This window comes from Pseudomonas sp. P1_A1 (genome assembly GCF_056406935.1).
On the sequence record NZ_JBFTZE010000025.1, the window covers coordinates 11,813 to 31,301 of the forward strand.

General features: G+C 58.7%; 15 protein-coding genes. 11 read left to right on the top strand and 4 right to left on the bottom strand.

From position 1 onward, the window contains the following. Positions 1 to 27: 27 nt before the first annotated feature. The 4 genes from AC1D2Q_RS26950 to AC1D2Q_RS26965 all read right to left on the bottom strand — a co-directional run bounded on the left by AC1D2Q_RS26950 (position 28) and on the right by AC1D2Q_RS26965 (position 4,745). Positions 28 to 2,154 carry a TonB-dependent siderophore receptor gene (locus AC1D2Q_RS26950; RefSeq protein ID WP_477815177.1) on the bottom strand — a complete coding sequence of 709 codons (2,127 nt, stop codon included), beginning with the start codon at positions 2,152 to 2,154 and terminating at the stop codon, positions 28 to 30. A 91-nt stretch (positions 2,155 to 2,245) separates the two neighbouring features. Continuing rightward, complete coding sequence (locus AC1D2Q_RS26955) at positions 2,246 to 2,695, bottom strand: hypothetical protein (protein ID WP_477815228.1); 450 nt, start codon at positions 2,693 to 2,695, stop codon at positions 2,246 to 2,248. 107 nt (positions 2,696 to 2,802) lie between these two features. After that, the gene (locus AC1D2Q_RS26960; protein WP_477815178.1) at positions 2,803 to 4,065 is read right to left on the bottom strand and encodes a HAMP domain-containing sensor histidine kinase; all 1,263 of its coding nucleotides are present in this window, start codon (positions 4,063 to 4,065) and stop codon (positions 2,803 to 2,805) included. Continuing rightward, positions 4,062 to 4,745: a response regulator gene (locus AC1D2Q_RS26965; RefSeq protein WP_477815179.1), complete on the bottom strand. Its 684-nt coding sequence runs from the start codon at positions 4,743 to 4,745 to the stop codon at positions 4,062 to 4,064. The genes AC1D2Q_RS26960 and AC1D2Q_RS26965 overlap by 4 nt, the downstream gene beginning before the upstream one ends. Positions 4,746 to 4,968: 223 nt before the next feature. Between AC1D2Q_RS26965 and bamA the strand changes: the two genes are divergently transcribed. The 11 genes from bamA (at position 4,969) to AC1D2Q_RS27020 (ending at position 19,484) form a co-directional block, all read left to right on the top strand. After that, a complete protein-coding gene (bamA, locus tag AC1D2Q_RS26970; RefSeq protein ID WP_477815180.1) occupies positions 4,969 to 7,335 on the top strand; it encodes an outer membrane protein assembly factor BamA in 2,367 nt (788 codons plus the stop codon). 235 nt (positions 7,336 to 7,570) lie between these two features. Continuing rightward, positions 7,571 to 8,563: a SphA family protein gene (locus AC1D2Q_RS26975; protein ID WP_477815181.1), complete on the top strand. Its 993-nt coding sequence runs from the start codon at positions 7,571 to 7,573 to the stop codon at positions 8,561 to 8,563. A 54-nt stretch (positions 8,564 to 8,617) separates the two neighbouring features. Beyond that, complete coding sequence (locus tag AC1D2Q_RS26980) at positions 8,618 to 9,799, top strand: MFS transporter (RefSeq protein WP_477815182.1); 1,182 nt, start codon at positions 8,618 to 8,620, stop codon at positions 9,797 to 9,799. 47 nt (positions 9,800 to 9,846) lie between these two features. Beyond that, positions 9,847 to 11,298 (top strand): carotenoid oxygenase family protein, encoded by a 1,452-nt coding sequence (locus AC1D2Q_RS26985; RefSeq protein WP_477815183.1) that lies wholly within the window; start codon positions 9,847 to 9,849, stop codon positions 11,296 to 11,298. 316 nt (positions 11,299 to 11,614) lie between these two features. Further along, positions 11,615 to 12,466, top strand: a complete 852-nt coding sequence (locus AC1D2Q_RS26990; RefSeq protein WP_477815184.1) for a fumarylacetoacetate hydrolase family protein — start codon at positions 11,615 to 11,617, stop codon at positions 12,464 to 12,466. 3 nt (positions 12,467 to 12,469) lie between these two features. After that, positions 12,470 to 13,291, top strand: a complete 822-nt coding sequence (locus AC1D2Q_RS26995) for an IclR family transcriptional regulator (protein ID WP_477815185.1) — start codon at positions 12,470 to 12,472, stop codon at positions 13,289 to 13,291. A gap of 24 nt (positions 13,292 to 13,315) precedes the next feature. Continuing rightward, positions 13,316 to 14,962, top strand: coding sequence for a bifunctional 3-(3-hydroxy-phenyl)propionate/3-hydroxycinnamic acid hydroxylase (locus AC1D2Q_RS27000; RefSeq protein ID WP_477815186.1), 1,647 nt, complete (start codon positions 13,316 to 13,318; stop codon positions 14,960 to 14,962). Between the two features lie 24 nt (positions 14,963 to 14,986). After that, positions 14,987 to 15,835 carry a VOC family protein gene (locus AC1D2Q_RS27005; protein ID WP_477815187.1) on the top strand — a complete coding sequence of 283 codons (849 nt, stop codon included), beginning with the start codon at positions 14,987 to 14,989 and terminating at the stop codon, positions 15,833 to 15,835. 76 nt (positions 15,836 to 15,911) lie between these two features. After that, positions 15,912 to 17,390 carry an aldehyde dehydrogenase family protein gene (locus AC1D2Q_RS27010; protein ID WP_477815188.1) on the top strand — a complete coding sequence of 493 codons (1,479 nt, stop codon included), beginning with the start codon at positions 15,912 to 15,914 and terminating at the stop codon, positions 17,388 to 17,390. 87 nt (positions 17,391 to 17,477) lie between these two features. Further along, the gene (locus AC1D2Q_RS27015) at positions 17,478 to 18,470 is read left to right on the top strand and encodes a helix-turn-helix domain-containing protein (protein ID WP_477815189.1); all 993 of its coding nucleotides are present in this window, start codon (positions 17,478 to 17,480) and stop codon (positions 18,468 to 18,470) included. Between the two features lie 249 nt (positions 18,471 to 18,719). After that, positions 18,720 to 19,484: a substrate-binding periplasmic protein gene (locus tag AC1D2Q_RS27020; RefSeq protein WP_477815190.1), complete on the top strand. Its 765-nt coding sequence runs from the start codon at positions 18,720 to 18,722 to the stop codon at positions 19,482 to 19,484. The last annotated feature ends 5 nt before the right edge of the window (positions 19,485 to 19,489 follow it).

A 19,489-nucleotide genomic window follows, 5' to 3' on the forward strand; every position in this document is an offset into this window, starting at 1 on the left:
ACGGGGCGGCACATCAAGGCAGTGCGATCAGAATGTCACACTGGCGCTGAGGCGTGCCGTGCGCGCCTCGCCGACATTGACCGCCAGTTGGCTGCCGGTGGAGGACGGGTAGTACTGTTTGTCGAACAGGTTGTCGACGTTGAACTGCAGCGAAGTCTTGTACCCGAACATCGGCGACTCCCAGCGCACGAAGGCATCGGCGACGGTGTAGCTGCTCAGCCAGAAATCGTTGGCATTGTTGGCCGCACGCTCGCCGACGTAACGCGCACCGCCGCCCGCATGCCAGGCCCCGAACTCCGTAGGCACATTCAGGTGATGGGTAAGGTACAGGCTTGCAGTGTGCTTCGGCGCATCGGCGAGGCGGTGACCTTCGTCATCCGGATCGTCGAGGATTTCCGTGTGGGTGTAAGCGTAGGTGCCGATCAGGTCCCAGCGCTCGGCCACACGCCCGGTGACGTCCAGTTCCAGGCCCTGTGAACCGACTTTGCCCGCCGCCTCCGAGAGGCTGACGCCACCGACCGTCTGGGTGGTCACGACGTTTTTCTTCTCGATGTCGAACAGCGCCAGGTTGATGTTCAGCCCCGGCAGCGGATCGTATTTCGCGCCGACCTCATAGCTGCGCCCCTCCTCCGGATCGAAGGTATTGCCGGCATCGTCGACTTGGGTATTGGGCTTGAACGAACGGCTGTAGTTACCGTACAGCGACAAGCTATCGGTGGCTTTGTAGACCAGCCCCAGGAACGGCACGAAAGCATCGCCGTTATCGTCGCGGTTGACGGTGTAGCTGCTGCCGCGCCCCTGATCGCTGTACTGATCGTAATGCTGCTGGCGACCGCCGAGAACCAGGATCCAGCGGTCATCAAGGTGCCAGTTATCCTTGAAGTACACCGAGCTGGAATTCAGCTGGTTGCTCAGGTCACTTTGGCTGGCACTGACAAGGCTCGGCTCGGCCAGACGACCATAAACCGGCGAGGTGATGTCGAAGCCTGACTGCGCGGTATTACGGTAGGTTTTGCCGCGGAATTGGTCGGACGCTTCGGTGTCCGCGCCGATCAGCAAGTCATGGCGCTGGCCGAACAGTTCCTGCTGGCCGATGAAATCCCAACTGGCGTAGCGGGTTTCATCATCGTAGTGAGCACCGTTGGCAGCCCGTCGCAGGTTGTTTCCGGTCAACGAACTCGGCTGGGCAATCGAGAGGCTGTAGCGGTCGTTGTTCCAGCCGTAGGTAACGCGGGTTTTCCAGTCGTCACTCAGCTGATACTCGAAACGCGCTGTAGCCAATTCACGGATACCGACGCTTTTGGCCCATTTTTCGTCGAGGCGCTTGTCGTAGTCGATGTCCGCCGGATGACCATTGGTGAACACCGTGCCACGGTCGAAGGGTTTGGAGTAATCGTTGTATTCGTAGCTGAGGGTCAGGCTGGCACGGTCGCCCGTCCAGGTCAGCGACGGTGCGACCAGAGTGCTTTCATTCACGCCGTAATTGCGCCAGTAATCTTCATGGCCGCGCTCGGCAATCAGGCGGTAGGCCAGGCCGGTATCGCCCAGCGGCCCGGTGGTGTCCACCGCCAGGGTGCCGCCGCCTTCGCTGTAGGCCGAGCCGCTCAGGGTCGTGCTCTGGGTGTATTCAGGCTTCTTGCTGATCACGTTGATCAACCCGCCGGGTTCCAGCGCGCCGTACAGCATCGACGCAGGCCCTTTGAGCACTTCGATGCGATCCGTCGTGGCGCTGAAGTTTTTCCCCAGGTTGGAACGCACCCCATCGCGCAGGATCGAGCCGTCATCGTTGGTGCCGAAACCGCGTTTGACCAGCGAGTCCCGGGAACCGCCCAAGGTGTTGCCCTGGCTGACGCCGCTGACGAACTTCATCGCGTCGCCCAGCGAGCGCACCTGATAGTCGGCCAGGGTTTGCCGGGTGACGACATTGACCGATTGCGCCTCCTCCTTGATCGGCACATCGCTTTTGCTTGCGKTGCTGGCTTGGGAGGTGGTGTAACTCGTGTCTTGGCTGACGCGGCTCGCCTGAATATCCGTGGTCGGCAGTTCGATCAGTTCCTGTGCCCACAAAGGACCGGCAAACATCACGCAGGACAGTGTCGGCAGTGCGTGTTTGATGAAAACCTTGCGGCGGGCAAAGAGGTGGGGATGGCTCAAGACGTTGCACTCAATGAGTTAGTAGTAATGATTCTCATTGTATGGTGCGATGTATTTCCAGTAAACACCCAAGCGGCTATTAACTAACGAGTTATTGCTCCGCCGCATAGATGATGGTTTGTGCGCTGTCTGCTGTTGCAGGCTGACGGGTGAAGTAGGTGTCGCCGTCATCCGTGTGGATCTCGTATTGCGCCTTGCTGGCGACACGGCTCGATACAGCGGCATGCTTGATGATTTTCAGCACCCGCTGAAATTTCACGCTTTGGGTGCCGTTCTGGGCAGGCCCGGTGAGCACATTGACCGTTTGAAACCAGCCATCATTTTTTTTGTTCGATACCAGGGTGCTGGTCAGCGCCTCGAAACGCTCCAGCCGGGTAAAGCCCCAGAGCGTCTGTTCCTCGACTGCTTTGCCCTGCGTGGTAGAGCCCGTAAACACAAACAGATTGATGGCTGGATTGTCTTCACAAAAGAAGTCATAGGGCACCAGCCCGTCGACCATTTTCTTGCCGGAAACGAAGCCCTTTTTATGAACCAGAAACATGCCCACCTCCACGCTGAAACATCAGCAAACGCTGCGTAAGTTTGAGCGGGAAGTCTACTGAGGCGAGGCGTACAGAGCCGTCAAGCCAATGTAATATCGTGTAAAGATCACGCCTGACGGGGCAAGCTGATTTCCACGGTCAGCCCAGCGGACGGCTCGTTGCGCGCCACAATCGTGCCGCCGTGCATTTCCACGGCCCTTGAGGCGATCGCCAGGCCCAGGCCGAAACCGGCACTGGCCTCGCTCAAGCCACGCTCGAACGGGTGGAAAATGCGCAGCAGCCGCTCGTTTTCAACACCCGCCCCCTGATCGGTAATCCGCACCGTCAGGCAGTCTGCTTCGAGATTGACCTCAGCCGACACAACAACCGCCGTCATCGGTTTGGTATGGCGCACCGCATTGCGAATGACGTTCTCGAAACACCGATACAGCAACTCGCCGCTGACCCGACTGACAAAGACCGGACACGCCTGCAGGCTGACCCGGCAACCTTTCATTCCCGCCTCGAATTGAGCATCCTCGACGATCACCGTCAGCAACTCGATGACGTCGAGTGGCTCGCGGTCGATACTTTCGGGCCGACCCTGCATGCGTGCCAGGGTCAACAACGCTTCGATCAGCGTATCCATGCGCACCGATTCGCGTTCGATGCGTTCCACCATTTCCTGGCGGGCCGGATCTTGCTGCAACAGCCCGATGGCCGCTTGCATGCGTGTCAACGGTGAGCGCAGTTCGTGAGAGATGTCATGCAACAGGTGTTGCTGAGCCTCCACCAGCAGTTTCAGCTGGTTAGCCATTCGGTCACAGTCCCCGGCCAGATCGACGATTTCATCGCGGCGCCCGCCCATCATCGGCTTGACCCGGGTTTCGAAGCGCCCCTTGGCCACGTCGCTCATCGCCCGCCGGAGATAGGCCAACGGCCACGCCAGGTAGTACGCCATATAGCCGCTGAACAGCGCACTCATCACCGTGCCGATGATCAGCGGCACCGAACGCCCCGGGCCTTGCTCGCCTTCTTTACCAAGGGACTGTGAGGATCTGAGCGAGAGGGTCAAACCGTCCTTGCTGATGACCGATCGTTCAAAGGCCGGCCGGGGGACTGGCGACCCTGCCAGCAGTTGACCAGCACTGTCATAGACCCCAATGGTTTCGTCACCGGGGTGCCGCCACACTGCCAGCAATTGCCTTCCCGACTCGACGCCGAATTGTCGCAGCAGCTGTTCCTCGCTGGCCAGGATGGCCTCCAAATGAGGATCGCCAGGCCCGTGATTACCCAGTACCAGAATGCCCACCCCGACCAGAAACGTCAGGCTGGTGGCGAGCCAAAACGCCAGGAACAGTTTCCAGAACAGCCGACTGGGTTTCATCATTCGGCGATCAACAGGTAACCGAGGCCACGCACGCTCTGAATCCAGGCCTTGGCGTCAGGACGCGGACCGAGCTTCTGGCGAATGCTGCTGATGTGCACGTCGATGCGCCGGTCATAGCGGGTCAAGGGACAGCCCAAAGCATTGAGTGACAGGTCCTGTTTGCTCACCACCTGCCCGGCACAGCGGGCCAGTTCTTCGAGCAGGCTGAACTCGGTACTGGTCACCCCCAGCTCACGCCCCTGCCACAGGGCCTGGCGCTTGCCGGGCCACAAGACCAGCGGGCCGGTCCTGATCACCTCTGAGATTGACTGGCCCACCGGCTGCACCCGGCGCATGATTGCCCGCAAACGCGCCACCAGTTCCCCCGGTGAACTGGGTTTAGGCACATAGTCATCGGCCCCCAGTTCCAGGCCGGTGATCTTGTCGATGTTATCGCCACGGGCCGTGAGCAACACCACCGGCACCTGGCTCACGGCGCGAATGCGCCTGAGCACCTCGATACCCGACAGGCGTGGCAGCATCACGTCCAGCACCACAATGCTGTAGCGCCCGGACAGCGCGTGAATCTCGCCCTCCTCACCCGTGTGCACGGCGGTCGCCTCGAAGCCTTCACGCTCCAGGTATTGGCTGAGCATTCCAGTCAGTTCCTGGTCATCGTCGACTAGCAATACAGAGATCATGGCGGGCTCTAGAGTGGGGGTCGCGCATTATCGCCCTTGCGCTGCACAGCGTCATCGTCCCGGGCAAACCTTTACCTAACTTGACACTTGGTTAACCGCACCAAACGCACCGAGCTTTTATGCTTCACCTCCACCAGCCTGCTCGCTTCGCGGTAACTCGTCTTGCTGTGAGATATCCGCGCCCGCCTACGCTGCTTGTCGATGTGTTCTGGATAAGATCTTGATGAATTTTTCGCGCCTGCTCTGCTCGGCTGCACTATTGCTCAACGCCACATTTGCGCACGCCCAAGGCTTCAAAATTTCCGATATTCGCATTAATGGCCTGCAGCGGGTTTCCGCCGGCAGCGTGTTCGGTGCATTGCCGTTGAACGTTGGTGATGAAGCGGATGATCGTCGTTTGGTGGAGTCCACCCGTGCATTGTTCAAGACCGGTTTCTTTCAGGATATCCAGCTGGGGCACGACGGTGACGTGCTGATCATCACGGTGGTCGAGCGCCCCTCGGTCGCCAGTATCGAGATCGAAGGCAACAAGGCGATCTCCACTGAAGACCTGATGAAGGGCCTCAAGCAATCGGGGTTGGCCGAAGGCGAGATCTTCCAGCGCGCCACCCTCGAAGGCGTGCGCAACGAGCTGCAGCGCCAATACGTCGCTCAGGGCCGTTACTCGGCGTCGGTCGATGCCGAGGTGATCCCACAACCGCGTAACCGCGTGGGCCTGAAAATCAAGATCGATGAAGGTTCTGTCGCGGCGATCCAGCACATCAACGTGGTGGGCAACACGGTCTTTGCTGATGAAGACCTGATCAACCTGTTCGAACTCAAGACCAGCAACTGGCTATCGTTCTTCAAGAACGATGACAAGTACGCCCGCGAAAAACTCTCCGGTGATCTGGAGCGCTTGCGCTCCTATTACCTGGATCGCGGCTATATCAACATGGACATCACCTCGACCCAGGTGTCGATCACCCCGGACAAGAAACACGTCTATATCACCGTCAACATCAACGAAGGCGCGAAGTACACCGTTCGTGACGTCAAGCTCAGCGGCGACTTGAAAGTGCCTGAAGACCAGATCCGTTCCCTGTTGCTGGTTCAGCAAAGCCAGGTGTTCTCGCGCAAACTGATGACCACCACCTCCGAACTGATTACCCGTCGCCTGGGCAACGAGGGTTACACCTTTACCAACGTCAACGCGGTGCCGACCCCCAATAATGACGACCATACGGTCGATATCACCTTCGTGGTCGACCCGGGCAAGCGTGCCTACATCAACCGCATCAACTTTCGCGGCAACACCAAGACCGACGATAAGGTACTGCGTCGTGAAATGCGCCAGATGGAAGGCGGCTGGGCCTCGACCTACCTGATCGACCAATCCAAGACCCGTCTGGAACGACTGGGTTTCTTCAAGGAAGTCAACGTCGAGACGCCGGCCGTGGCGGGCGTCGACGACCAGGTTGACGTGAACTACAGCGTCGAAGAGCAGGCCTCCGGTTCGATTAGCGCCAGCGTCGGTTTCTCTCAGAGTTCCGGCCTGATCCTCGGAGGTTCGATCACTCAGAACAACTTCCTGGGCACGGGCAACTACGCCAGCCTGGGCCTGACCCGCTCGGACTACCAAAGCAAGTACAACTTCGGTTTTACCAACCCCTACTTTACGCCGGACGGGGTGAGCCTGGGCTACAACCTGTTCTACAACGCCACCGACTACAACGATTATTACAGTGACGGCGTCTCATACTATTCCATCAACAGTTATGGCGCCGGCACCACACTCGGCTACCCGATCAATGAAACCTCACGGCTGAGTTTCGGCCTGACCGTGCAACACGACAACATCGAGCCCGGCACCTACAGCGCCGATGAGATCTACGATTTCATTGCACGCGAGGGCAAGGAGTTCAACAACTTCAAGGCCAACCTCGGCTGGTCGGAATCGACCCTGAACAAGGGCGTGCTGGCCACCCGCGGACATTCGCAGAACCTCAACCTGATGGTGACAGTGCCCGGCAGTGACTTGAGCTTCTACAAGATCGATTACACCGGGCAGACCTTCCTGCCAGTGAGCAACGCCACTTCGCTGCGTTTCCACACCAAGCTCGGTTATGGCAACAGCTACGGCTCGACCGACGGCCTGCCCTTCTATGAAAACTACACGGCCGGTGGCGAAGGTTCGGTGCGCGGCTTTGAAAGCGGCACCCTCGGCCCGCGCAACACCCCGGCCACCGGCACCTATGCCAGTGCCGGCCAGGCGTATTACTCGGATCGGGACACCGATGCGTTGGGCGGCAACATCCTTATCACCGGCGGGGTGGAATACCTGTTCCCGATGCCCTTCGTCAAAGACAGCAAGTCCTTGCGCACCTCGGTGTTCTGGGACGTCGGCAACGTCTACTCCAACAAGTGCTACCTGAGCACCACCCAGGGATGCGACGGTGTCGACCTCGGCGAGTTGGCCAGTTCCGTGGGGGTCGGCGTCACGTGGTACAGCCCGATGGGACCGTTGAGTTTCAACCTGGCGTTCCCGGTCAAAAAACCCGAGAACGCCGATACTCAAGTGTTCCAGTTCTCTTTGGGGCAGACTTTTTGATCCAGTGAACGGGCTTGCTCGCGAAGGCGGCGGCACATCCGGCATTGATGTCGACTGATACACCGCCTTCACGGGCAAGCCCGCTCCCACAGGTTCACCACTGCCCTCCCCGCATCGTGACGCTCTCAGTCAACTCTGGCCGTTGTGCTCAAGCATCAAGAATGTCCTGGAATTAAAGTCGAAGTGCCAGGGGAAGCTACCCCCGGCTCACAATTCCAAGAATAGAGCCACTTCGATGAGCCTGAAAAAATCCCTACCAGCCTGCCTGGCACTCAGCTTCGCATCGTTTGCCGTACCCGCAGCAGATGGCCCTCCACCACCGTCGGTGAGTGAGCCCAGCGGCATCAACCTGGGCGGCACCAGTTTCTACGACGGTTTCGCGGGGCCGCCCGGTTTATCCCACCTGACCTATCTGAAATTCAGCACCGCGCGCAGCATCAGGGACAATGCAGGCAAGGATAATGGCGCCTTCGATAATCCGAAGATCAACGTCATCTCGCTGATCAATCAACTGAGCTATTACTCACCCAACTCCATCGGCGGCGGTGCACACCTGGGTTGGAGTTTATTGGTGCCGATCATCTCCCTGGACGGTGATTTTGGCGACAACGGTGCCAAGCTCCAGGATAACGGCACTGGCCTTGGTGATGTCACGGTAGGGCCGCAGATCCAGTTCGACCCGATCGTCGACGCCCACGGCAGGCCCGTTTTTGTGCAACGCCTGGCTTTCGACACCATCCTTCCAACCGGCAAATACGATAAACATAAGGACCTGAACCCAGGCTCCAACTACTTCTCTCTGAACCCCTACTGGGCAGCGACCTGGATGCCGGCGCCTCGTTGGGAAGTGAGCTGGAGGCTGCACTACCTGTACAACTTCAAGAACAACGATCCCGCCAGCAGTTCGACGCAACTTTTCGAGGGCCAGCCTGTGCGCGACACCCAGGCAGGACAATCGGCGTGGGCCAACTTCACGGCCTCGTACGAAGTGATCCCCAACCTATCCCTCGGGATCAACGGGTACTACTTCAAGCAAATATCGGATGACGAGGTGAACGGGGGTCGGCTGAGCAACTCTCGAGAAAAGGTGCTGGGCATCGGCCCGGGCCTGTTCTGGAAAATCAGCGATGGCCAGGGCTTCTGGCTGAACACCTATAAAGAGACCGGCGTCGAGAACCGCGCGCAAACGGATTACGCCGTCCAGATCCGATACGCCCACACATTCTGACCGATGTGCGCCCGCTCGTGCATGAGCGGGCCCTTTACCCGAGGTGATGTTTCCATGAACGCGCTCGACTCGATAGACAGTAAAAAATCATTGGCCGCTATCTGCCTGATGATGGTCATTTCCTTAGGGACGTTGCAAATTCAGCCTATTCTGGGCGGAGCTCTTATCGACCAACTCGGCTTGCCGCTGAACGCCATCGGCGCCATTTTTGCGGCAGAACTGATTGCGATGGCAGTCGCCTGCGGCACTTGCGCCTTGTTGATGGCCAGCGTCGACCGTCGGCGCTTTGCCCTGATTGCCTTGCTGATGCTGGTACTCGGCAATCTGGCCAGTGCTCAGCTGCACAGCCAGGGGTTGCTATTGATCTGCCGAATGATATGCGGCGCAAGCGGTGGCGCGGTCATGGCCGTTGTCTACGCCACGGGAGCCCTGCGCACATCCAAGGATTCGACGTTCGCGGTGATCAATATCGGCAACCTGCTCTGGGGGATGCTGCTTGTGAGCTCCATGCCGGTGATTCTGAAATCATACGGCGTGGCCGGGGCATTTTATCTCCTGGCCATTGCCAGTGCCCTCGCGATTGCCGGTTGCTGGCGAGTGCCGAGGAACTACCCAGAGGCACATCGTGTGGCGAGCGGCGCGATCCGGCCTTTCGGGCTCACGTCCATCTTGCTATTGATGCTTTTTGCACTGCTGTTTTTTGGCCATTCCGCGCTGTGGGTTTATCAAGAGCGCATCGGTAAAAGCATTGGCCTGGAACCGCAACAGATCGGTGGAATACTGGGGGGCAGCATCCTTGCCGGTGCACTTGGGGCGGCACTGGCCGGATTTATCGGCAGACGCCTTGGGCTGCTGTTTCCGCAACTGCTGAGTTTCGGCACAGCATTGCTTGCGACGCTGGTCATGGTCTATGGCGATAGCCCCGTTGCTTTTGCCGCCACTGCCTGCCTGATCCATATGGTGTGGTTTTTCAGCCTGCCTTACCTGCTTTCCATGGCGGCCGAACTTGATCCGACCGGCCGACTGGCCGGGCTGGGTAACGCCGCGATTTTTGTCGGTCAGGGCCTCGGGCCGTTTGGCGCGGCACTCGTGGTGGGTGAGGGACAATTCCGCGCCGTCGGCTGGCTGGCGGCTTCAGCCTATCTGACAGCCCTGGGTATCTCGTGTCTGCTCGTTGCACGCTTTCATCGCAGCTTGAAACCTTCCGGGGCCGCAATGGCGCCTCAGTCGGCCTGAGTCCCCGCCCTACACATGAACGAAACTGACATTAATGAGATTGCCTGATGACCACTCCATTCCCCCAAACCCCTGAATTTTCCGGCGCTCTCTATACGCCCAGCCGCGTAGAAGCCGAGGTGTTCGACCTCGAGATTGAAGGCACCCTTCCCGCCTCGATCCGTGGGACTTTTTATCAGGTCGCGCCAGACCCGCAGTACCCACCGATGTTGGGCACCGATATCTTTTTCAACGGTGACGGAATGGTCAGCGGCTTCTACTTTGCCCACGGCAAGGTATCGATGCGACGCCGTTACGTGAAGACGGATCGTTTGATTGCTCAGCGCCGTGAAGGTCGCTCGCTCAATGGTCTCTACCGAAACGCCTACACCAATGATCCGCTCGCAGCGAAAAACAACACAACCGCTAACACCACCGTGATACCGCACAACGGCGTCCTGCTTGCTCTCAAAGAAGATGCCATGCCCTGGGCAATGGATCTCGAAACGCTGGAGACCCTTGGCGAATGGAATTTTGACGAGCAGGTCAAATCGGCGACATTCACCGCCCACCCCAAACTCGACCCGGCAACAGGCAACCTCTTGGCCTTCAGCTACGAAGCCAAAGGAGACGGCACGCCTGACCTGGCTTATTTCGAACTATCGCCCGACGGCAAACTGCTGCACGAAATCTGGTTCCAGGCGCCTTACGCGGCCATGGTGCATGACTTTGCGGTGACTGAACGCTACGTGGTGTTTCCACTGATTCCGTTGACGGTCGACGTCGAGCGTATGAAAAACGGTGGACAGCATTTCCAATGGCAACCCGATCTGCCTCAGCTCTTCGCCGTCGTACCACGCAATGGGCGCGCGGAGGACGTTCGTTGGTTCAAAGGCCCCAAAGACGGTTTCCAGGGCCATACGCTCAATGCGTTCGATGAGGACGGCAAGGTTTACGTAGACATGCCGGTCACCGGCGGGAATATCTTTTACTTCTTTCCCCAGGCCGACGGTTACGTGCCGCCCCCCGAAACGCTGGCGGCCAGCCTGATGCGCTGGACCTTCGACCTGACCAGCACCCAGGAGGACATTCAACCGCAGCCATTGACGGATTACCCCTGCGAATTCCCGAGGTGCGATGACCGCTACATCGGCCGAAAATACGAGCACGGCTTTGTACTCGCGTTCGATCCGGAGCGCCCGTATAACCCGGCGAATGGGCCGATACCGTTTCAATTCTTCAATCTGCTGGCCCATGTGAACCTGAAAACAGGCACTACCGATGCCTGGTTTCCCGGTGACAGCGGATGCTTCCAGGAGCCCATTTTCATTCCGCGCTCCCCTGATGCGCAGGAGGCGGATGGCTACGTCGTTTCCGTTCTCAATCACATCGCGGACGGTCGCAGCGAGCTTGTAGTTCTGGATTCTCGTGACATGGAGAATGGCCCCATTGCACGAATCAAAGTGCCGTTCCGGATGCGCATGTCGCTACATGGTTGCTGGGTGCCGAGCAAACAATGAAACCATGGGCGGCCCACTGAAATGACAGGAAGCCTGTGATTCACCAGGCCGGGATACGGCCCCTGCCCTGACCTTCCAAACACGTCACTGTCTCGTATTGCCTGTTCCGGAGGGTCGGCAAAATGCTGCCAAAAATACATAAAAAAGCATAATTCCTGCATTTTGGGATTTTTAATAAATCCCGCTTTACAGGATTAATCTCCACAACTAGATTGAACCTCAACCGCCGCGGCTTACCTGCCGCCATAGCTGCATGAGCAGTGCCGAGCTTCTTTGCTCCCTGCGCATGCGCTGATCCTCTATCAAGGAGCACTCAATGAAACTCGCGAGCTTTATTGTTAAAGGCCGTAGCACCTACGGCGTCGTCGATGGCGAGCACGTCATCGATCTGGAGTCGGTCAAGCAGACCTTCGGCACCGATCTCAAACAGGCCATTGCCAACAATCGCCTGGCCGAACTGAGCCACGAGGTCCTGACGAGCCTGCCGCGTATCCCGCTGGCTGAAGTAACTTTCCTGCCCGTTATCCCGAACCCGGGCAAAGTGCTGTGCATTGGCATCAACTACGCCACGCATGTGCGTGAAACCGGTCGTGAGATGCCGACCTACCCGATGATCTTCACCCGTTTCGCTGACAGCCAGACTGCCCACCTGCAACCCATCGTTCGCCCGAAGGCCTCGCACAAACTTGATTTTGAAGGCGAGCTGGCGGTGGTGATCGGCAAGCCGGCGCGTCACGTCAAGCAAGCCGACGCGCTGGACTATGTCGCCGGTTACGCCTGCTACAACGACGGCAGTGTCCGCGACTGGCAGAAACACACCATTCAATTCGCGCCAGGCAAGAACTTCCCGAACACCGGCGGCTTTGGCCCTTGGCTGGTCACAAGCGACGAGATCGGTGATCCGCAGGGCCTGGAACTGACCACTCGCCTGAATGGCGAAGTCATGCAGCACACCAGCACCAGCGACATGATTTTCGATGTCCGCGCGCTGATCGAATATTGCTCCACCTTCACCGAACTGGCCCCCGGTGATGTGATTGTCAGCGGCACCACCGGCGGCGTCGGCGCGTTCCGTGAACCGCCGGTATGGATGAAACCGGGCGATGAAGTCGAAGTCGAGATTTCGCGAATCGGCATCCTGCGCAACAGCATCGTCGACGAGCAGTAAGCCATGGACACACTACACGAATCGGCACAACTGCCTGAGCAGGATACCGACAGTAAAGGTTCTAGCCTGGAGCGCATGCTGCGGGTACTCGATCTGTTTACCGAAGAGAGCCCGATCTGGGCTGTCGATGACATGGGCGGTGCATTGGGGTTTACCCGTTCAACCATCTACCGCTATGTGCGCGAACTGGCCGAGGCCAACTTGTTGTTCCAGGTCGGGGCCGGACGTTACGCGCTGGGCGCGAGAATCATTACCTGGGACCGTCAGTTGCGACTGAGCGACCCTTTGGTGCGCGCCGCACAATCATTGGAGCCAAGCCTCCCACGCTGGAGCGAGCAGCAGATCTGGCTGATCTGCCGCCTGTTCAAGGACCAGGTGGTCTGCATTCATCAATACGGCGATTTGTTCAGCGAGGTCAGCTACTCACGCGGCTCACCGAGGCCGTTGTTCCTGGGGGCGACCTCCAAGGCCATCCTCGCCAACATGACCTCGCGTCAACACAGCCAACTCTTCCTGGAAAACCCCGATGAGGTTCGCGCCAGCAACCTTGGTCAGACCTGGGAACAGTTCCGCCGCTCGCTGCAGCGTCTTCGTCATCAGGGCTATGTGGCCAGCGCCGGCGAAGTCGACGCTGGCGTCTATGGCCTCGCCGCTCCGATCTTCGACGGCGATGGCAAAGTCGTCGGCAGCATCAGCTGCGTGCGCCCGATTCAGGAACGTGACAGCACTCAGGAAGAACAACAAGGACAGCAAATCCTTGCCCTGGCGCAAAACCTGTCGCAACTCATGGCTGCACTCGCCAACCGCCCCAAGCCATTGGACTGATCCATCCGGAAGGGAACAACAACAATGACACCCCTCAAAAAAATCAGTACACACGTCTTGATCATCGGCGCCGGGCCCACCGGGCTGACCCTGGCCAACTTGCTTGGCCAAGCCGATGTGGACACTTTGATCATTGATCGCAAGCCGGACACCGTGACCGAGCCGCGGGCCGTTTCGATCGATGACGAATCCTTGCGCACCATGCAGGCCGTCGGATTGGATGAAGCCGTGTTGCGAGATGTGGTGCCTGGCTATGGCGTGCACTATTTCACTCGGCCTGGTGGCCGCTGCTTCGGCAAAGTCGAACCCACCGGCAAGTTGTATGGCTTCCCCAAGCGCAATGCATTCCGCCAGCCACTGTTTGAAGGCACCCTGAAAACGGGCCTCGAGCGTTTTGCCAACCTGAAGGCACGCTTCAACCATGAGTTGCTGGAGTTCAATCAGGACAACCACGGTGTGTGCGCGCTGATTCGCGATGCCGATGGCGAGTTGATGGAAGTCAACGCTACTTACCTGGTCGCCTGTGACGGCGGCCGTAGCCCGGTGCGCAAGCAACTCGGAATCGAGATGGTTGGCTCAAGCTTCTCCTCGCGCTGGCTGGTGGTCGACACCGATCAAGATGACGACCCATTCTGGCAAACACGCGTGTACTGCGATGCACGCCGTCCTGTCGTTGAAGTACCCGGCCCCCACCGCACACGCCGCTTCGAGTTTCTACTCAAACCAGACGAAACGGATGAACAAGTGCTCAGCGACGCTCGCCTGCAAACATTGCTTCACCCGTTCAAGGGCAGCACCCCGACGTCCATCGTGCGCAAGACCGTTTACACCTTCCACGCCCGGGTTGCCCAGCGGTGGCAGGTCGGCCGCGTGTTTCTCGCCGGCGATGCCGCGCATCTGACCCCGCCCTATGCCGGACAAGGCATGAACAGCGGTGTTCGCGATGCCCATAACCTGGCCTGGAAACTGATCGGCGTGCTGAAGGGCAAAATGGCTGAAACGGCTCTGCTGTCTTACGAAAGCGAGCGTCGCGATCACGCCTGGGCACTGATCAGGCTGGCCTTGAACCTCGGCGTGGTCATGGCGCCGGCAACCGTCTTGCGCGCTCGCTTGATCAGCGGCGCATTTGCTTTGATCGGTCTGCTGCCACCGTTGCGGGACTATTTCCTGCAAATGCGCTTCAAGCCTAAACCCCGATTCACCAAAGGGCTGGTACTGACCGAAGGTAAAGCCGGGAAACTGTCCTGCGGGCACATGTTCCCTCAACCGATGCTCACCGATGCTCAAGGCCAGGAATTTCTGCTCGATGACTCGATCGGTGCAGGCTTCGCCTTGATTCAGTACGGCGACCACAGCCGCCAACGCATCGATGAACTCCAGCATGGCTTGTGGTTCCACCTTGAAGCCAAACGCATTCTGATCCTGCCCGAGCCTGTCAAAAACATGCCTTCGATGCCTGGCTGCACAGTGCTTCATGACCGCCAGGGTTTGCTCAAAGAAATACTGGGCGATTCAAACACGTTCTTGCTGCTGCGCCCGGATCGCTATATCGCCGCCATTTTCGATAAGGCCGGCGAAACAAAGGCTGCCGAGTCGCTGCAGTCGCTGTTCGGCATCGTGCAGGCGCGAAACCAGACAGCCGAGTCGAGTATCGCGCCGGTCTTTCCCTGAACCCTTAAAGCTACGGAGGTGTTTATGCAAACCCTACAGACCTGCACCCCTGCGCGCCTGTGCTACCTGCATCTGGCAAGCAAAGAGCCGCAACGACAAATCGATTTCTACCGGCGCATGCTGGACATGGAAGGCCTGGCACAGCCCGATGGCAGCTGGATACTCAGTGGCCCGCAACGCGCCATGCTCGTGTCGCCCGCCGATCACAGCGGCCTGCTCGCGGCGGCCTATGACCTGGGCGATCAGGCTCGGCTGGGAGAACTGCGCGCCCGCCTGAACGAGAATGGCTGTGCTGTCGAAGACATCGACTCGCCGTTGCTCGAACCGGATGCCTTTGTGCTTCGTGACCCTCAAGGCCGACAAACGGTATTTGGCGTGTCCCGCATTGATTCCGGTGTCGACCGCCAAGGCATGCCGGGCCGCCTGCAGCACGTGGTATTTCAGACCACTGAACTGGAAGCCATGATCGATTTCTACGTCAATAAGGTCGGGTTTACGGTGTCGGACAATGTCGTCGACGAGCAGACCGGCCAGCTCATGGTGTGCTTCCTGCGCTCGGACGATGAGCATCATTCGCTGGCATTTTTCCGTGGTTCGAAAAACGAGTGGGACCACCACTGTTACGAAACCAATGAGTGGAACGACATCCGCGACTGGGGTGATCGCTTTGCCAAGGAGCGCATCACCATATTCTTCGGCCCCGGCCGACATGGACCGGGCAACAATCTGTTCTTCATGGTCGTCGATGCCGATCGCAATCGCCTGGAGTTTTCCGCCGAACTCGAAATGACCGATGCCGCCCGCCAACCCGGTGTCTGGCCGCAGGAGGAATACACGCTCAATTCCTGGGGGCGTGCCTGGATCAGGAGCTGAGCACTTTTCTACAGACAAAGTTTTGCATCATCCAGTTCCTTAATTGACGCGGCCATCTGCTTCCAAAGGTAAGACTATGACGACTCAACATTTCGCCCCCTTCGCCATCAACGGCGATCAATACATCAACGGCACCTGGCGTGCAGGTCGTTCCTCGCGACGCCTGGATGACCGCAACCCCTTCAATGGCGAACAACYGCTGGAAATGCCGCTGGCCTCGATTGCCGATCTCGACGATGCCTATCAGGCTGCGCATCGTGCGCAAACGGCGTGGGCACAGCTGCATCCGACACAGCGTGGTGCGCAACTGGAGAAACTCGCTCACGTCATCCAGAACCGCCGCGATGAAATCATCGACTGGCTGATTCGTGAGTCCGGCAGCACGCGCATCAAGGCGAGCATGGAGTGGCAATTCACCCTGAACCTGGTGCGTGAGTGTGCAACGTTGCCGATGCAGGTTGAAGGACGGATCCTGACGAGCTACAAACCCGGCGAACAGAGCTTTGTCTTTCGTGAACCGCTGGGGGTGGTCGGGGTGATCAGCCCGTGGAATTTTCCGTTGTATCTGAGCATGCGTTCGGTGATCCCGGCACTCGCGCTTGGCAACACGGTGGTGCTTAAACCCGCCAGCGACACGGCGGTAACAGGCGGCCTGCTGATTGCTCATTTGTTCGAAGAAGCCGGATTCCCGAATGGTTCGCTCAACGTCGTGGTCGGTGCGGGTTCGGAGATTGGCGATGCCTTCGTCGAACATCCGGTACCGAGCCTGATTTCCTTTACCGGTTCAACCGATGTCGGTCGCACTGTCGGCCGCATTGCGACCGGCGGCAAACACATCAAACGCGTTGCGCTGGAGTTGGGCGGCAATGCTCCGCTGGTGGTCCTGGGTGATGCGGATATTGATATAGCCGCGCACGCGGCGGTGGTCGGGCGTTTCCTGCATCAGGGCCAGATCTGCATGAGCGTCAACCGGGTGATCGTCGACCGCTCGCTGTATGCGGACTTCACCGCGCTGGTGGTGGAGCGAGTGCGCAAGCTCAAGACCGGCGACCCGGCCCACGCAGACACCGTGATTGGGCCGGTGGTCAATCAGAACCAGCTCGATGGCCTGTTGCGTAAAATCGATGCCGCCGAGAACGCGGGCCTCAAGCGGTTGTGTGGCGGCCCAGCGTCCGGGTTGGTGTTGCCTGCGCATGTCTTCGGTGAAGTCGGGGTCGATCAGGAACTGGCACGTGATGAAACCTTCGGGCCGTTGCTGCCGCTGCTGATCGCAGAAAACGAAGCGCATGCGTTGGAGTTGGCCAACGCCAGCGAATATGGCCTGTCCAGCGCGGTATTCACCCGGGACATGGCCCGAGGCTTGAACTTCGCCCGTGGCATCGTGGCCGGGATGACCCATATCAACGACATCACCGTCGACGACCAGCCCAATGCGCCCTTCGGCGGCGAAAAGAACTCCGGCCTCGGGCGGTTCAACGGTCACTACGCCCTGGATGAATTCACCCGTGCCCATTGGGTCACCTGGCAACCGGGGAGCCACCACTACCCTTTCTGATTCTTGCTCGATACTGACCGGACTAACATTGGGCAAGTGTTGACCCATTTGCCCAATCGATAAAAACAATAAGAAAAGAGGCGAAAAATGAGTCATTTAGCCTGTGTGTCCACCGATCAGGTTGTTCGCTCCGACCGACTGATGAAGTGGAAAGAGTTCATGAGTGATCACCTGGGTCGCACGCCGGACTACATCAAGCGCCTGGAATCGACATTCATCGATCCGTTGCATAACAGCAACTTTCAGGGGCGGCTGGAGTATGGCGATCTGGGTCAACTCGGTTTCTGTCGCATGACCGCCAGTGCCCATCGCTATTCGCGCCATCTGAGCAAAGCGGTCGATTCACTCGACACGCCGCGCATGTTGATCCTGCAGATTGCCGGGGTCAGTCATTTCGAGCAAGACCGGCACAGCAGCGCGTTAGCGCCTGATGAGATGCTACTGGTCGACAGCGGCCGGCCCTTCAGCGTCACCAGCACGCAAGGCTGCGAACACTTCATCCTGCTCTTCAAGGGGCCGGCCGGACAGCCACCTCAGGCGGGCGATGTTCACCTGAACGGGCGCAATGGATTGGGTCGGATGTTGATGCATCTCATCAGTGATGCTTACAGCCAGTACCCACTGCTCAACAACCATTCAGCCAGGCTGATCGGTGACAGTATCGTGGGGCTTCTGGATAACGTGCTGAAGAACAAACAGGAAGAAAAGCAACTCGAACACGATTTCCGCTTCTTCAAGCAAAACCGCCTCAAGGCCTATATCGAACGCCACCTGGCTGACCGCGACCTGACCATCGAACGCATCGCCAACGTCGAGCAATGCTCGGTGCGCAGCTTGCACCGCGCATTTCAGGAGGAGCTCGGCTGCAGCATCAGCGAATACATCTGGCAACGGCGCCTGTCGCGCTGCGCCGAAGATCTGCGCAGCCGGGAACATGCCCATCGCTCACTCACCGACATCGCCTTTGCCTGGGGCTATGGCAGCAGTGCTCATTTCAGCAGACAGTTCAAATCGGCGTTCGGCATGTCGCCCAAGCTGTTCCGCGATACCCAGGCCCCGCTCCTGACGCCAGCAAGTTAAGCCATCTCACAGGCCATCCGGACCTTGACCGTGCGCCACCTGCTGCTCGCCCATTGTGATACGGACGCACAACTGGCACTGCCCCCACAAATCACATTCACTGGGAGGATGGATGTGTCCCGCCGCGAAGTCTGCGTAGAATAGGGTGTCGTTGCCGGATCCAATAAAAAAACAAACTCATTATCTCTGTGATTAATACCACTGGTGAATTGTGGTTCTCCTCTACTTTCAATGCCTGAATGATCAACCATGAGCTGGAGTTCACGGATCTCAACTGCCCGTACAAAGGCACTTTGCTGGTTTTGTCTGTCGGTCTCACTGCTGATTGCCTTTCACGCAAGTGGTGCCCCCTTGCCGCTCGAACTGTATATCCCGGACGCTCCGCCCCTGACGTTCGTCGATGGAGCCAGAGGCCACGGCATGGTCGGTGAAGCCGTGCTGACTGCCATTGCCAACGCCGGTTATGTCGCGCAAGTCCATGTGCTTCCCTGGGCCAGATCGCAGAAACACGTCAGCGAGACTCAGGACATCCTGATCGCCCCTTTGTCACGCACGCCGGAACGTGAGGATCGCTTCACCTGGATCGCGCCGATCATGCCCATGGAGCGTGCTTTTTTCAGCCTTGACCGGCCGGTGAGCAGCTTCGAGCAAGCGAAGCAAACCTACCGGGTGATCGGCGTCGGCCTGGGCAGTGCGCAGGAGGAAATCCTCCGTGAACAAGGCTTCAGCGACGATCAGATCCACCCCCTGACCATTGGCGACAACCCCGCGCAGATGCTCTTGAAAGGTCGCATCGATGCCTGGTTCAACGGTGTCCCGGAGAGTCGATACATCTGGCCGAAAGTGTCTGCACACACACTGCACATGAGCCCCGTCATGAGCAGTGCGGAGCTCTATCTCGCTTGCTCAAAGCAGTGCTCCGCTCAACTGGTGCAAGACTTGCGCACGGCGGTTGAAACGCTTCGCGATGACGGCACCCTGGCGCGCATACAAAAGAGCTATTTGCGGCCATAGGAACT

Bases quoted from the DNA above. Each gene is read 5' to 3' on its own strand.
- AC1D2Q_RS26955 (WP_477815228.1), bottom strand. From the start codon at position 2,695: ATGTTTCTGGTTCATAAAAAGGGCTTCGTTTCCGGCAAGAAAATGGTC.
- AC1D2Q_RS26960 (WP_477815178.1), bottom strand. From the start codon at position 4,065: ATGATGAAACCCAGTCGGCTGTTCTGGAAACTGTTCCTGGCGTTTTGG.
- AC1D2Q_RS26965 (WP_477815179.1), bottom strand. From the start codon at position 4,745: ATGATCTCTGTATTGCTAGTCGACGATGACCAGGAACTGACTGGAATG.
- bamA (WP_477815180.1), top strand. From the start codon at position 4,969: ATGAATTTTTCGCGCCTGCTCTGCTCGGCTGCACTATTGCTCAACGCC.
- AC1D2Q_RS26975 (WP_477815181.1), top strand. From the start codon at position 7,571: ATGAGCCTGAAAAAATCCCTACCAGCCTGCCTGGCACTCAGCTTCGCA.
- AC1D2Q_RS26980 (WP_477815182.1), top strand. From the start codon at position 8,618: ATGAACGCGCTCGACTCGATAGACAGTAAAAAATCATTGGCCGCTATC.
- AC1D2Q_RS26985 (WP_477815183.1), top strand. From the start codon at position 9,847: ATGACCACTCCATTCCCCCAAACCCCTGAATTTTCCGGCGCTCTCTAT.
- AC1D2Q_RS26990 (WP_477815184.1), top strand. From the start codon at position 11,615: ATGAAACTCGCGAGCTTTATTGTTAAAGGCCGTAGCACCTACGGCGTC.
- AC1D2Q_RS26995 (WP_477815185.1), top strand. From the start codon at position 12,470: ATGGACACACTACACGAATCGGCACAACTGCCTGAGCAGGATACCGAC.
- AC1D2Q_RS27000 (WP_477815186.1), top strand. From the start codon at position 13,316: ATGACACCCCTCAAAAAAATCAGTACACACGTCTTGATCATCGGCGCC.
- AC1D2Q_RS27005 (WP_477815187.1), top strand. From the start codon at position 14,987: ATGCAAACCCTACAGACCTGCACCCCTGCGCGCCTGTGCTACCTGCAT.
- AC1D2Q_RS27015 (WP_477815189.1), top strand. From the start codon at position 17,478: ATGAGTCATTTAGCCTGTGTGTCCACCGATCAGGTTGTTCGCTCCGAC.
- AC1D2Q_RS27020 (WP_477815190.1), top strand. From the start codon at position 18,720: ATGAGCTGGAGTTCACGGATCTCAACTGCCCGTACAAAGGCACTTTGC.